Source organism: Nitrosomonas sp. Nm84 (assembly GCF_003201565.1).
Lineage (GTDB): Bacteria > Pseudomonadota > Gammaproteobacteria > Burkholderiales > Nitrosomonadaceae > Nitrosomonas.
Genome location: NZ_QJJP01000011.1, coordinates 1 through 14,722, shown reverse-complemented (window position 1 = coordinate 14,722; position 14,722 = coordinate 1). Strand labels below are relative to the sequence as shown.

Genomic DNA, 14,722 nt, shown 5'->3' with positions numbered 1-14,722 from the left:
AAGTGAATCTGCGTACTGACTGGTAATTCGGCTACAATCACAGGTATGAATTTAAGCAAAACAAAAACACTCCAGCCCGCTCAAAAAAAACTGGGAGATACCAATATCATTCTGGTTGGCATGATGGGTGCCGGCAAAACAACCATTGGCAAAGCACTGGCTAATTTCCTGGGTAAGACGTTTATCGATTCGGATCATGAAATTCAGGACCGTACCGGCGTAAAAATTCCGGTGATCTTTGAGATTGAAGGCGAAACTGGCTTTCGCAAACGTGAATCTGAAGTACTGGTTGAACTGGTTAAAAAAAGTAATATCGTTCTGGCTACAGGGGGTGGCGCGGTGTTGAGCGAGGAGAATCGCCAGCTACTTAAACAGAATGGCATCGTCATCTACCTGCGAGCATCGGTCAATGATTTACACCGACGCACTCGGCACGATAAAAACAGACCGCTGCTACAGACACAAAACTTATATGCACGATTGCATGAACTTTATATCCAACGCGACGCCTATTATCGTGAAGCCGCACATGTCATCATCGATAGCAGCAAGCAAGGCGTGCGTTACTTGATACAAAAACTTATCAATAAGCTAATTTCTATTAATCTCGATACTATCAAACAAAATGGCAATGAAAATACTATGCAAACCATTTCAGTAGATTTCACTATTTCATCAGAAAAACGCAATTATCCGATACACATAGGCCATGGAATCCTGGGAAAAGCTGATTTGATCTTATCGTGCTTACCACAAAAACGAGTTGCCATCGTTAGCAATACAACTGTTGCACCATTATATTTGGAGAAATTGCGCCTGGCGTTGGAAAAACTGGGCATCGTATCGGTTCCAATTATTATTCCGGATGGCGAAGCACATAAAAATTGGGAAACTCTAAATTTTATTTTTGATGCATTGCTGAAAAACCACTGTGAACGCAACACCACGATACTAGCACTTGGTGGCGGCGTGGTGGGCGATCTCACCGGATTTGCAGCAGCAACCTACTTGCGCGGCGTACCGTTCATCCAGATCCCCACCACATTATTGGCACAAGTGGATTCCTCAGTAGGCGGCAAAACCGGCATCAATCATCGATTGGGTAAAAATATGATTGGCGCTTTTTATCAGCCACGCATGGTTCTGGCCGACAGCGCCACTTTGAATACTTTGCCTGATCGGGAATTACGCGCGGGACTGGCTGAGATTATTAAATATGGTTTAATTCGCGATCCGGCCTTTTTTGATTGGCTGGAACAAAATATGCGCCGTCTTTTGGCACGTGATCCAATCATTTTAAATGAGGCCATCCAACGCAGTTGCGAGAATAAAGCGGAAATAGTCGCCGCCGATGAAAGGGAAAACGGAATACGGGCTCTGCTGAATCTGGGCCACACCTTTGGTCATGCGATTGAAAATGGGATGGGATATGGTGTTTGGTTACACGGCGAAGCCGTGGCGGCCGGAACCGTGCTGGCAGCGGAATTATCCCAGCGCATGAAACTCATCAGTGAAGCTGATGTTCAACGTATCCGTAAGATTTTTATCCTAGCCGGATTGCCTGTTGCAGTACCCAAAATGCCATTGGAAAAATATTTGCAACTGATGATGCTGGACAAAAAAGTGGATGCTGGAAAAACGCGCTTCATCCTCTTAAATCGGATCGGTGAAGCCGTGATGCGCGCGGACATCCCTCCTGCATTGCTCAGTAAAACAATATCAGCGTGCATGACCGATGAATAACGATGAATAAATTGGCTGCTTATGCGGTATCGTCCAATAACTCACGCGGACGTGTCATTCATGAAACGCCGCCTGCAGGGCGTAGCGAATTTCAGCGTGACCGCGATCGCATCATACATTCCGCGGCCTTCCGTCGACTGGAATACAAAACCCAGGTATTCGTTAATCATGAAGGGGATTTGTTTCGTACGCGCCTGACACATAGCTTGGAGGTTGCACAAATAGGACGTTCGATCGCAAGAAACTTATGTCTGAATGAAGATTTGGTGGAAGCGATTTCACTGGCGCACGATTTGGGACATACGCCATTTGGGCATGCCGGTCAGGATACATTGAATGATTGCATGCAGAATCATGGCGGTTTTGAACATAATCTCCAATCCTTGCGGGTTGTTGACGTGCTGGAAGAACGATACGCTGCTTTTAGCGGTCTTAATCTTTGTTATGAAACGCGCGAAGGTATACTCAAACATGTCGCCAAAAAGAATATCGCAAAACTGGGTGAACTCGGAGAACGTTTTCTGCAACACAGAAGACCATCGTTAGAAGCCCAGTTGGCAAATTTTTCAGATGAGATCGCCTACAATAATCATGATGTCGATGATGGCTTGCGCTCAGGCCTCATTACGTTGGATCAACTGGAAGAAGTTACTATTTTTTCGCGTCATCTCACACCAATAAAAAGCAAATATCCGTCGCTTCCGCAGCGTCGCATGGTGTATGAAACCATTCGCAGCATGATCAATACGCTGGTTACCGACTTAATTCAGCAAAGTACCACGAGCATCAAGCAAGCCAGTGTGAATAGTCTTACCGACGTGCATCTAGCACCGCCGCTCATCGGATTTAGTCAGCAAATAAAAAAAGAACAGCAAGAATTAAAAAAATTTTTATACGATAATCTTTACCGGCATTTTCGTGTCGTGCGTATGAGCAACAAAGCACGCCATACCATAGAAAAATTATTCTCGGCTTTCAGTTCGGAAATACGCCTATTACCCACTGAATATCAGAAGAAATTTGAACACGAAGGATATCAGGTAATTGCCGACTATATCGCCGGCATGACGGACCGTTATGCAATTAAAGAATATCAACGGGTATTTACGATTGCCGAGAACTAATTTTCCGCACTTGATTTTTAACCGTACCACTTCATTTTTATAAGGTATCTATTTCTCATACCCGATTGGCAATATACGGAATGGCTATTCGCTGGTAATATTGTCGATGATAAGAGAATAATCCGCTTGTATAGGGACAGCTTTCCAAAATAACAATAACTACAGGCTTTTTAATGACAATACTCAAAAATGATACGTTTCTACGGGCGCTGATGAAACAACCTGTGGAGTACACACCCGTTTGGCTCATGCGCCAGGCCGGTAGATATTTGGCAGAATATAATGCAACACGGGCGCGCGCAGGTGATTTCCTTTCCCTATGCAAAAATCCAGGTTTTGCGACTGAAGTGACCTTGCAGCCACTGGCACGTTTTCCGCTGGATGCTGCCATATTGTTTTCCGATATTCTCACGATTCCTGATGCAATGGGTCTAGGTTTATATTTCTCGCACGGTGAAGGACCTATGTTTGAACGCCCTTTGCGTGAGGAAAAAGCAATTCATGCATTGACGGTTCCCGATCCCGGCGCGGAATTGCGTTACGTGATGGACGCAGTCTCAGAAATCCGCAAAGCGCTGGATAATCGAGTACCGCTGATTGGTTTTTCCGGCAGCCCATTTACACTTGCCTGTTACATGGTTGAGGGTCGCGGTGGTACTGAATTTCGTGAAATCAAGACCATGCTGTATCAACGCCCCGAGCTGTTGCACCATATACTGGATATCAATGCAAAAGCTGTAACGGCTTATCTGAATGCGCAAATAGAATCCGGCGCGCAGGCTGTCATGATTTTCGACACGTGGGGTGGCGCATTATCACAGGCTGCTTATCAGGAATTTTCACTACGTTATATGCAGCAAATCATTGCCGGATTAAAACGTGAGCAGGATGGCGCACGAATTCCAAGTATTGTTTTTACCAAAGGTGGCGGTTTGTGGCTAGAAGCCATTGCAAATATTGGTTGTGATGCTGTCGGATTGGATTGGACAATTGATATTGGTGAAGCGCGTCGGCGTATAGGAGAGAAAGTTGCATTGCAAGGCAATCTTGATCCATCGATACTTTTTGCATCACCCGAAGTCATCACTGCGGAGGTGGAAAAGGTACTCGCTAGTTATGGTAATGGCAGTGGGCATGTATTTAATCTGGGGCATGGTATTTCTCAGTTTACTCCTCCAGAAAATGCAGCGGCCCTGGTAGAAGCTGTGCACACATTAAGCCGTAAATTTCACTCGGTGAGCACTTAAACAGAATTGAATTATCATCGTAGGTAACTGTATGCATATATTGATTATTGAAGATGATTTGGCCATCGCTGCCAATCTTTATGACTTCCTGGAATCTCGAGGGCATAGCGCCGATGCAGCCGCTAACGGTATCGCTGGACTTCATTTGGCTGTCACGCAACGGTTTGATGCCATTCTGCTTGATCTAGGCTTGCCGGGAATGAATGGAATTACCTTATGCCGGAAGCTGCGTCAAGAATCACAAATTGATACGCCCATCTTGATGTTGACTGCACGTGATACATTGGAGGATAAATTAACTGGTTTCGAATATGGCGCTGATGACTATCTCATCAAACCGTTTGCATTAAAAGAAGTCGAAGCTCGCCTGCTGGCGATGCATAAAAGACATATTGGCAAAGTCGCCAATCGTAAACTGGAATTTGACAAACTCTCTTTTGACCCTAAAACCCTCACCATTCGTTTCGAAAATAAAAATGTTAAGCTCCCACCCAAGTGTATACGCTTATTGGCACTGATGATGAGTGAACCCGGTCGGGTATTCAGCCGAGAAGAACTCGAACTGGAAGCCTGGGAAGACGTTCAGGAAACCAGCGATACATTGCGCAGTCATATGCACATTTTGCGGCGCGCACTCACAAAAGCGGGGGGTTACGATCCTATCGAAACCGTTCATGGTTTAGGTTACTGCTTGACTTCTCGTGATCAGATTCCCGATTGAACATAGCCTGCGCTACCGTGTTGCAGTAGCGCTGGCAACATTCAGCATTTTTATTGTCGGGACACTTTGTATTATTCTCTATTTTGCTTCGGATAATATCGAAGAAGCTCATATAGAACAGGTGATTGAAATGGAAATGGATCATCTTGTTCATCGCTATCAAAAACACTCGGATTTCATTTCTCAAGTAGGCTCACATCTCAAAAGCTATGTTATCCATACTATGGACGACGAGTTACAAATCCCTGCTTATTTACGTGGATTACAAGCTGGCTATCATCGAATTTACTACGGTCTTGAGGATTTTCATGTTTTGGTGCGTACTACTAATGCAGTGAAGTTTCTTGTAGCCTACCGAATTTCGCTGCATCAACAGCGATTAAGTAAACTGAGGCTACTCATTCTGTTATCTTGGGTGATAGTAGTTGCCATTGCATTTGTGGTAGGATACTTGCTTGCCGGAATACTCATCAAGCAGGTGACAGAATTAGCGGAGCGAGTAAGCTTACTAGCCCTTGGAGATATTCAGGTTGGATTGCTGGCACAGCCTGACATGGATGAAGAAGTGGCACAACTTGCGCACGCATTGGATGATTTTCAAAGCCGTATTAAACGCATGCTCCAACGTGAACAAGAATTCACCGCCAATATCAGTCACGAATTAAGGACCCCGATTACAACCATCCTAACCAGTTGTGAGTTGCTGGTTGCAATACCTGATTTACCCGTCAGAGCGCATCATCGAATAAAGATGATTGAAGCAGCTGCCACACGTATGGGCGAACAATTACAAGCCTTACTATTCCTGGCACGCGAGCAAGCATTAGGCGTTATGGAGCCCGTTGCGATAGCCGAATGTGTTTTTGATGCAGTTGAACCAATATGCGCAGAAATCTATCGAAAAAAACTGAATTTTCAAGTTAACATTGCACCCGCAGTTACTGTCACACTCAATCGTCAAGCATTACATACCGCACTGATGAATCTGCTTCGAAACGCTGTACAGTATACTGAAAGTGGCTTTATTCGAGTTGAGTTCAATAATCAACGACTGTCAATTTCAGATTCCGGCATTGGAATAGAGCCCGCTTATTTGCCACTGCTATATGAGCGTTTTTTTCGCGGCTCCGCGCAAGGACAAGGACTAGGTATCGGACTCGCTATTGTCAAACGAATCTGCGATCACTATGGTTGGCTCATCGAGGTAGACAGCATTCCTGGAAAGGGCACCACATTTCATATTATTCTCCCTTAATCTTTGATAAATAGTATTTACTTTATTCACGAATTCTTCACATTTCTTATGTTAACGTTTCCGTGTGAAGGGCAATTCAGTCACCAGACTCAAGAAGTAAGAATATTAATAAATCAAATAAAACATAACTAAGTAAAGAGGGAGTTTTGCATGGCAACTATACAACCAGTTGTACTGTTTTTTGTATTCGGGGTTTTGGCAGGTGTAATAAAATCTGACCTAAAAATACCCGAGGCTTTATATAAAAGCTTAAGTATCTTTCTATTGATTGCCATTGGTTTTAAAGGTGGCGTATCGATGGCCAAATATGAAATCATGGAAGTGCTGCCTATCGCAGGTTCCATGGTTGTCTTAGCAGCGATGATTCCATTGACGGCTTACCCGATATTGAGATTTTTAGGTAAATTCACCCAAGCTGATGCAGGCGCCATTTCTGCTCACTATGGTTCGGTGAGTGCGGTAACTTTCGCCGTAGGCGTGGCTTTTTTGGCCGCAAAGGATGAGTATTCCGAAGGCTATATGGTGTTGATTATGGCATTGATGGAGATACCGGCACTGGTAACTGGCACAATCTTGGCGCGTGCGGGTGCTGGCGGTCAGAAAACCCAGTGGGGCAAGTTGATGCACGAAATCCTGACGGGTACAAGCCTTTATTTATTGCTAATGGGTGTGGTGATTGGTTATTACGCCGGAGCGGTGAATCTGGTATCCCCGCTGGATAAAATGTTTATGGATTTGTTTATGGGTGTGCTGGCTTTCTTCCTGTTGGAAATGGGCTTACTGGCATCAGCACGGCTGAAAGTAGTTGCAGCAAAAGGTGTATTCATCATTTCATTTGGTATACTATTTCCACTGTTGGCTGCATTTTTTGGTGCTTACTTGGGTTGGCTGTTTGGTTTATCGGAGGGAGGCACAATGTTGCTGGCTGTCTTGTATGCTAGTTGTTCCTATATCGCCGCTCCTGCAGCCATGCGTATCGCGGTGCCAGATGCAGACCCGGCACTTTCATTGGGAGCTTCTCTAGGTGTGACTTTCCCCTTTAACATATTCATTGGTGTACCGATTTACTGGGAAATGTCGCATTGGTTCCATAGCATCGTAGTTTAGAAATTATTACATTTTATTTAATGATTGATCTTCCTGGAAATGACTTATGAATAATACAATAGCAATGAAAAGATTCGAGATTGTCATCGGAATAGAACAGCTCGAACAATTAATGGACCTGTTGGAAAGAAGTGAAGTACGCGGATATACTGTCATTAAAAATGCAAGTGGATATGGATCGCGAGGCGCACGGAATCCTGATGATGTATTCCTGACAGACGAGAATGTTGTAGTTATTCTTGCATGTAAAAATGAACAAGCACAGAAAGTACTTAACGAACTAAGACCGGCAATGAAAGGCTTAGGCGGCATGTGTCTGATTTCAGATTGCCAATGGGTTGAAGGGCCTGCTGTTTCATACTAAATTTATTCAGTAAATTTCTGTTAATGGTAACTGTAATACGCGTAATTCTTGTTGTTGATAACGCGTATTACAGAACAAAATTGAAATTAAGTTAAGCCGCCTCCGGCAAAACGGGGGTGTATTGCCAAAGTTTATCAAAGAAATTTTTGCGCACCGTTGAAGCGACATTTATATACTTAGTTTCAACTGATCATCGCGTTCATCTTCCTGCTTTCTCGTTTACACATTCAGATCATCTGACCATCCAGCTTCACCGTCGACACGAAATACCCACTAGCTCCGAAATTTTCACCCGCAAACCCTGCTTCTCATTCAGTATCTATTCAGATTCTCCTCTATATGATAACAACTAGTATAAAATCTTGAGGCGAGGGAGATATGAAAAAATTTAAATTAACATGCATAGCTATCGCTCTGTGTGGATTATTTTCAGCAAGTCTCGTGAAAGCCGACGGAGATGGAGGTGGCGACGGAGGTGGCTTCGATGGCGGCGGCTTTGATGGAGGCGGTTTTGATGGTGGTGGCTATGATGGCGGTGGTTATGATGGAGGCGGCTTTGATGGTAGTGGTTATGACGGAGGCAGCTTTGATTCTGGCAACTATTACGACCAAGGTAATGACTTCAGCGGTGGTTACGACCCAGGTGATTTCGATCAAAGCGATGCCTTCTACCCAGACGATGGGTTTGATCCACAAGAAAACTCTGGATTCTCCAATGATCCCAATCAGGGAAACGACTTTAATCAAACCGGTGAGTTTAACCAACCAAACGATTCTGGAATAGATAATAATTCTGGCCAAGGTATCGAGTCTGCGCAAGGACAAGAAAGCGCATCAGAGCCTCTGCAGGATAATTTGACAACCCAAAGCAATGAATCTGCCGAGACCGGGTCATCGACGCTGAACAATGGAACCACTCAGGATAATCCTTCTGTTCAAAACGCCGACAACCAGAATAATACTGATTCAAATCACGATGCTGCCACTGAAAATTCCAACACTCCGAATGATCAAGCAGCTCAGAACAATGAATCTACCACAACCGATCAAGCGGCACAGAGTAGCGGAACCACTCAAGATGGTTCTACCGCTCAGAATGTTAACATCCAAAATAATATTCAGACAGATCAGAATGCTGGCAACAACAATAACTCTGATCCGAACAACAACTGGAATCACCATCACGGCCATCACCATCATGATGGATTCGGCTTAGGGGTAGGGGTGGGCCTCGGACTCGGTTTTGGATTTGGCCCATTTAGTCCTTTTGGTCCATTTGGCGGTTTTGGTTATTATGGTTTTGCGCCCTTTAACAGCTTCGGTTTTTACAATAACTGGGGAGGCATCGGCTTCTATAACAATTTTGCTTTTGGTCCCTATCGCCGTTTTGAAAGCTATTATCCATTAGGCGGTTATCCTGTGGGAGTTGTAAGTGCTCCAGTATTAGCATCACCAGTGGCGCTTGTACCGCCTAGACCAACCTATATCCAGCAGAATACTGTTTCCCGCCCTGCCCCGCCCGTGCAAAGAAATAATTACTGGTATTATTGCCGTAATCCTGAAGGATATTATCCCAATGTGAAGCAATGCTCAGGGGAATGGATAAAGGTGCCTCCACAACCTTCTTAACATTGTATTCGCTAAGAAAGACCATGATTCTACGTGCAATATCAACCGTATGATCAATAACGATTAGATGACAAGAAAAGCATAAGAGCACGAAGTGGATGGTTCCTTTAAATACTGCCGGTGCCGTCATGCGGAACGTCTGACGGTAATGCTAATTTTACAGTCACAGCATATCCATCGCGGGTACATACATCAGTCCCAGCGCTTGCGCTACCGCCTCATGCGCCAGTCGTCCTCGATAAATATTCAGGCCACTGCGCAAATGCACATCATCCACCAGTGCTTTCTGGTAACCTTTATTAGCCAACGCCAGCACAAACGGTAAGGTAGCGTTATTGAGTGCGAAAGTGGAAGTACGCGCGACTGCACCGGGCATGTTGGAAACACAATAATGCACTACGCCATCCACGGTAAAAATGGGGTCTGCCAATGTCGTGGGTTTGGAGGTGGCAAAGCAGCCACCCTGATCAATCGCAACATCAACCAGCACAGCACCACGATTCATCCGACTAACCAATTCACGGCTGACCAGCTTAGGTGCTGCCGCTCCTGGAATCAGCACCGCGCCAATGACCAAATCTGCTGTAGCGACATACTCTTCCAATGCATCCACTGTCGAGAAAACGGTATTAATCCTTGAACCATACTGAAAATCCAACTGTTGCAGCCGGTGAATGGATTTATCCAATACCGTGACATGGGCTTCTACCCCCATGGCTACACGCGCCGCATTAGTCCCGACAACACCGCCGCCAATAACCACGACGCGCGCAGCAGGTACGCCGGATACGCCACCAAGCAGCATGCCGCGACCTCCCTGATCCAATTCCAGCGCGTGCGCACCTGCTTGAATCGCCATGCGACCGGCCACTTCGCTCATCGGTGCCAGCAGCGGTAAGCCCCCGTAGCTATCGGTCACCGTTTCGTAAGCAATGGCAATACAGCCGGAATCCATCAAACCTTTGGCTTGCACAGGATCAGGCGCAAGATGCAGATAAGTAAATAACACCTGTCCTTCGCGCAACAATGGAATCTCTGATGGCTGCGGCTCTTTTACTTTGACGATGAAGTCAGCTCTGGCATAAATCTCCTGCGGTGTTTCAACGATCTCTGCACCTGCGCTCAAATATTTATCATCGCCTAAATCAATCTGAAATCCGGCATTCTTCTGCATCATCACGTGATGACCATGCGCAACCAGTTCACGCACCGCCGTAGGCGTCAGCCCCACGCGGGATTCATGAATTTTAATCTCCTTAGGCACGCCGATACGCATCTGATTCTCCATTCCTATCTGTTAAATAATTCCGCCATTGACGCCAATATCCTGCCCTGTCACCCAACAGGCTTCGTCACTGACCAGAAACAATACCACTTTGGCGATATCGCTGGCTGCACCAATCCGTCCCAATGCAGCCATAGTCGCCATGCGTTCAATATCCGCTGCGGTTTTCCCCGCACGAAACAATTCCGTATCGACCGGTCCCGGTGAAACCGTATTGGCGGTGATTCCTCGTTTGCCCATTTCACGGGCGAAAATTCGCGTCAATTGCTCCACGGCAGCTTTGGTTGCGGCATATGCACCGTACTTGGGCAACATCATCCGCGTCACCGTACTGGAAATATTCACCACGCGCCCATGATCCGCAAGCTTTGTCGTTGCTTCACGTAGCGTGTAAAAAACGCTCTTGAAATTCACATCGACAATACGATTGAATTCATCATCCTGAATGTCGGCTATTTCCTTAAACAGCAGGATTCCGGCATTATTCACGAGAATATCAATCTGCTTAAAATATTCGGAAGTGGTATCAAATAGCCTACGCACCGCAATCGGATCGCTGATATCAGCTTGCACCGCCACGCATTCCCCGCCGGTGCCGGAAATCGCCGCGCATACTTTGTCGGCCGCTGGCTTATTCTCTACATAATTGATGACTACTTTTGCTCCAGCACTGGCTAGCGCAAACGCAATCTCCGCGCCGATTCCCCGTGACGATCCGGTAACGATGGCGACTTTTCCATGCAGGGATCGCATTGCTAAAACCTTGGCAGGAAAAAACGCTGATCAGATTTATTGCGTCGCACCATGGCTTTTAAGTAATTTCACGATACTTTGATGGTCTCTTTTTTCCGCCCAATCGAGCGCATTGTCACCCTGCTCATTTTTAATACCCGGATCTGCGCCGTTGTGAAGCAGCAATGACACCGCATCCTCATGATTTCCCCTGACTGCCATCATCAATGGCGTAGTGCCATTATCCGAAACCGAATTAATATCGGCGTCGCTGGTCAAGAGCAATCGAATGGTGTCAGAGTGCCCGTTGGAAGCCGCATACAGCAAGGGATTCCAGCCACTATGATTAATTTTCGCACCTTTGGTATAGAGTAATCGCACCATTTCGGTTTGACCGTTATAGCTGGCCAACATGACCGCCGTTTCACCATACTTGTTGCGGATATCCAGCTTGGCCCCCACATCCATTAGCAACTCAGCAAGTCTCAAATTCTTAGTCTGCGCAGCCATCATCAATGGCGTGTATCCCTCGCTATTCGGCACATCCGGATTAGCACCTTTTTTAAGTAGCTCGGATACCTGATATAAATTTCCCTTTTCTATCGCCAAAATTAAATCCTCTTGAATCCCGGCGGAAGCATCAAGTGGTAAGTAAAAGAGCATGATGACAACCATCAGCGAAAGACGGAGTTTAACTAGCATATAGCCCATTTTTGGATACTCTAAAACAGTTAAAAAAATTATCCGTAGTCGCTATTGCAATCTCTTCTAATTCAGCGCCACGTAGGCGCGCAATCTCTTCAGCCACATGGCACACAAATGCAGGCTGGTTTAATTTACCACGAAATGGCACTGGTGCCAGATAGGGCGAATCTGTCTCGATCAGCATTCTATCCAGGCGGATATTCTTGGCGACTTCTTTTAAAGTCACGGCATTTTTAAATGTCACGATGCCTGAGAAAGAAATATAAAAATTCATTGCAATCGCCTGCTGCGCAACTTCCCAGCTTTCGGTAAAGCAATGCATCACTCCGCCCACGTCATCAGCACCTTCTTCTTGCATAATCCGTAACGTATCCGCAGCGGCTGAGCGCGTATGAATGATCAATGGTTTATTTACTTTTCGCGCTGCACGGATGTGCTGGCGAAAACGCTCCCGTTGCCATTCCAAATCACCTTGCAAGCGAAAGTAATCCAACCCGGTTTCACCGATGGCAATGACCTTAGGATGCTTGGCCAACTCGGCAAGTTGATCCGCGTGCGGTTCGATCTGATCTTCATAGTCAGGATGCACGCCAACTGAAGCAAACAAATTTTCATGGGCTTCCGCCAATGCCCGGACTCGGGGAAAATCGGGCAAGTTAACGCTTACACACAATGCATGCGTCACTTGATTTTCCTGCATATTATGCAGCAGTCCATCCAGATCTTTGGCGAGATCAGGAAAATCAAGATGACAATGTGAATCAATGAACATAGCTATTAAGTCTTCAAAAAATTATTGCGTTCCACGCAATGCATCTGCCCAACAGTTCGGTGTTTCAAATAAACGTACCCGTTCTAATTGCAGATGATTGCCGTAAATATCCTGATAAGCGTCGTCTAAAATATCAAAAGCAATCAAAGCGAGATTTTCCGCGGTGGGCTGAACATCCAGCACAACCGTTTTATGATCTTCAATCGACTGTAAAAATTGCAAAACTTTGGTATCGCCGGAATAAACCAGAAATGCATGATCCCAGTGATCCACCAATGCTGATTTTGCAATCTGTTTCACTTCGGAAAAATCCATCACCATGCCTTGCTGCGCAACACCTTCATCAGCGATAATGTTACCGGATAGCGTAATTTCGATCATGTAGCGGTGACCATGCAGATGACGACACTGGCTGTTGTGCGTTGAAATGCGATGGCCCGCATCAAATTCCAGTTTGCGTGTAATTAACATACGTACTATTTCTATAGCGCCAAAATAAATAAATGGGATTGTAACATTGCCATCAAATTCTGACCGATTGAAAACGACCGATCACAGTCGTGATAGTGCTGGATTGACATATGTTTATCCGGTGGTGTCACGTCGTGCAGGCGGTGTTTCCATTGGTATCAATCTTAATCCTAACAACGCCTGTAACTGGCGCTGTGTTTATTGCCAAGTGCCTGAGCTTAAACGCGGCTCCGCCCCGCGCATCGACTTAGATAAACTCGAAACTGAACTGCGGTCTTTCCTGCATGAATTGGTAAATGGTGATTTCATGCATCGGCATGTGCCACCAGAAGCCAGAAAAATTCACGATATCGCTTTATCAGGCAATGGTGAGCCGACCAGCGCCAAAGAGTTTGAACAAGTCATCGAATTGATCGGCAGCATAATACAAGACTTCGATGTGCTAAAAAATTTGAAGTTGGTATTGATCACAAACGGCAGCTTAATTCATCGTCAATCCGTACAAGCCGGATTACAGCACATGGCGCAATTGAATGGCGAAGTGTGGTTCAAGTTTGATCGCGCATTAGCTGAAGAAAGGCAACGCATCAATAACACGACAATCAGCTTAAAAAAAATTCGCCATCACCTGCAAATCGCGACATCGCTCTGCCCCACTTGGTTACAAACCTGCGTGTTTCAAATCAATGGAAAGCCACCCAGTGAATCAGAAATCGATGCTTATCTTGGTTTCATCAAAAGCCTGAAAAATGATGGGGTATTGCTACAGGGTGTTTTACTCTATGGGATTGCACGCCCTTCATTGCAACCCGAAGCACCACAGCTTTCTCAAGTCAGTGAATCCTGGTTAATCGCTTATGGTGAAAAAATCAAGGCACTCGGGTTACCTGTTAAAACGCACTTCTAACATCATTTCAATTGATCTTTTGCTGAAATTCTTGGCAAACAGTACACACAATTCCTGTGTAACAAATTTACAACAAAGTGCGCCTTGTTGATATTTATCAATGCGAGCCTTTTATATAACTGATATTAAATGCATTTGATATTCAACATATTAGGAAATCAAACTTAAGCCAAAATAATTAGTGCAAAAGCATTTAATCAATGCTTTAAGATAAATTGTTATCGCATATAATATGCGACCTAGATCGTTTAGGAAAAACAACACCATACCATTAAAAATGTTTTGCGCCGCGTAATTAATATCGCATTAATCCAGACAACAGGAGTTTCGTAATGAATTCATCCAGCATTTTTTCTTTCTCAGCAAAATCCTTTGCTGAATTAAAAGTGCATTGCGTCAAAAGCATACAACTTCAGTTCTATCGTTTCTGCTGCTGTATCGGAGGCATGTGTTTGGCTTTCCAAGCACATGCAACCAATCCGGCCCCAGCAAAACCAGCCGACACGAACGCACCCGCTGCTACAACACCGGCAGCACCGGCAGCTCCTGCGGCTGCAGCAGCCAACCCCGGCAGCGGCACTTTTGATATGTCCAAAGTGCCCTTTGTCACCGCAGCATCGCGCCCCGGTTTATTTATGCTGCCACCGACCACACCGGGCT

Annotated in this window: 15 protein-coding genes and 1 pseudogene; 10 read left to right on the top strand and 6 right to left on the bottom strand. The window is 45.4% G+C overall.

The genetic code is table 11. From position 1 onward, the window contains the following. Window positions 1–45: 45 nt before the first annotated feature. From C8R34_RS17250 to C8R34_RS16445, 9 genes and pseudogenes are all read left to right on the top strand, one after another. A pseudogene (locus C8R34_RS17250) lies at window positions 46–534 on the top strand (shikimate kinase); the annotation flags it as partial. Between the two features lie 108 nt (window positions 535–642). After that, window positions 643–1,743 carry a 3-dehydroquinate synthase gene (aroB, locus tag C8R34_RS07240; protein ID WP_309146181.1) on the top strand — a complete coding sequence of 367 codons (1,101 nt, stop codon included), beginning with the start codon at window positions 643–645 and terminating at the stop codon, window positions 1,741–1,743. Between the two features lie 2 nt (window positions 1,744–1,745). After that, complete coding sequence (locus tag C8R34_RS07235) at window positions 1,746–2,867, top strand: deoxyguanosinetriphosphate triphosphohydrolase (protein ID WP_110339293.1); 1,122 nt, start codon at window positions 1,746–1,748, stop codon at window positions 2,865–2,867. Window positions 2,868–3,040: 173 nt separating this feature from the next. Then, the gene (gene hemE / locus C8R34_RS07230; RefSeq protein WP_110339291.1) at window positions 3,041–4,114 is read left to right on the top strand and encodes a uroporphyrinogen decarboxylase; all 1,074 of its coding nucleotides are present in this window, start codon (window positions 3,041–3,043) and stop codon (window positions 4,112–4,114) included. A gap of 31 nt (window positions 4,115–4,145) precedes the next feature. Continuing rightward, a complete protein-coding gene (locus tag C8R34_RS07225; RefSeq protein WP_110339289.1) occupies window positions 4,146–4,835 on the top strand; it encodes a response regulator transcription factor in 690 nt (229 codons plus the stop codon). Then, the gene (locus C8R34_RS07220; RefSeq protein WP_110339287.1) at window positions 4,816–6,090 is read left to right on the top strand and encodes a HAMP domain-containing sensor histidine kinase; all 1,275 of its coding nucleotides are present in this window, start codon (window positions 4,816–4,818) and stop codon (window positions 6,088–6,090) included. Before C8R34_RS07225 ends, C8R34_RS07220 begins: the two co-directional genes overlap by 20 nt. A 150-nt stretch (window positions 6,091–6,240) precedes the next feature. Further along, window positions 6,241–7,197: a sodium-dependent bicarbonate transport family permease gene (locus C8R34_RS07215; protein ID WP_110339285.1), complete on the top strand. Its 957-nt coding sequence runs from the start codon at window positions 6,241–6,243 to the stop codon at window positions 7,195–7,197. A 46-nt stretch (window positions 7,198–7,243) separates the two neighbouring features. After that, on the top strand, window positions 7,244–7,561 hold the full coding sequence (locus C8R34_RS07210; protein WP_110339283.1) for a DUF190 domain-containing protein: 318 nt from the start codon (window positions 7,244–7,246) through the stop codon (window positions 7,559–7,561). 378 nt (window positions 7,562–7,939) lie between these two features. After that, window positions 7,940–9,190, top strand: coding sequence for a hypothetical protein (locus C8R34_RS16445; RefSeq protein WP_110339281.1), 1,251 nt, complete (start codon window positions 7,940–7,942; stop codon window positions 9,188–9,190). 163 nt (window positions 9,191–9,353) lie between these two features. Here the strand turns inward: C8R34_RS16445 and ald are convergent, their stop codons facing one another. The 5 genes from ald to queD are packed head-to-tail and all read right to left on the bottom strand — an operon-like array spanning window position 9,354 to window position 13,155. Continuing rightward, on the bottom strand, window positions 9,354–10,466 hold the full coding sequence (gene ald, locus C8R34_RS07200) for an alanine dehydrogenase (RefSeq protein ID WP_110339279.1): 1,113 nt from the start codon (window positions 10,464–10,466) through the stop codon (window positions 9,354–9,356). Window positions 10,467–10,487: 21 nt separating this feature from the next. Then, the gene (locus C8R34_RS07195) at window positions 10,488–11,228 is read right to left on the bottom strand and encodes an SDR family oxidoreductase (protein ID WP_110339277.1); all 741 of its coding nucleotides are present in this window, start codon (window positions 11,226–11,228) and stop codon (window positions 10,488–10,490) included. 36 nt (window positions 11,229–11,264) lie between these two features. Beyond that, window positions 11,265–11,909: an ankyrin repeat domain-containing protein gene (locus C8R34_RS07190; protein ID WP_258364409.1), complete on the bottom strand. Its 645-nt coding sequence runs from the start codon at window positions 11,907–11,909 to the stop codon at window positions 11,265–11,267. Continuing rightward, entirely contained in the window at window positions 11,899–12,684 is a 786-nt protein-coding gene (locus tag C8R34_RS07185; protein WP_110339273.1) for a TatD family hydrolase, read from the bottom strand. Before C8R34_RS07185 ends, C8R34_RS07190 begins: the two co-directional genes overlap by 11 nt. A 21-nt stretch (window positions 12,685–12,705) precedes the next feature. Further along, window positions 12,706–13,155, bottom strand: coding sequence for a 6-carboxytetrahydropterin synthase QueD (queD, locus tag C8R34_RS07180; RefSeq protein ID WP_110339271.1), 450 nt, complete (start codon window positions 13,153–13,155; stop codon window positions 12,706–12,708). Window positions 13,156–13,201: 46 nt separating this feature from the next. Here queD and C8R34_RS07175 point away from each other — a divergent pair, with 46 nt between their 5' ends. Next, a complete protein-coding gene (locus C8R34_RS07175; protein WP_110339269.1) occupies window positions 13,202–14,062 on the top strand; it encodes a radical SAM protein in 861 nt (286 codons plus the stop codon). A gap of 418 nt (window positions 14,063–14,480) precedes the next feature. Here C8R34_RS07175 and C8R34_RS16440 read toward each other — a convergent pair. After that, the coding region (locus C8R34_RS16440; protein WP_181415482.1) for a hypothetical protein at window positions 14,481–14,722 on the bottom strand (242 nt) is incomplete at its 5' end.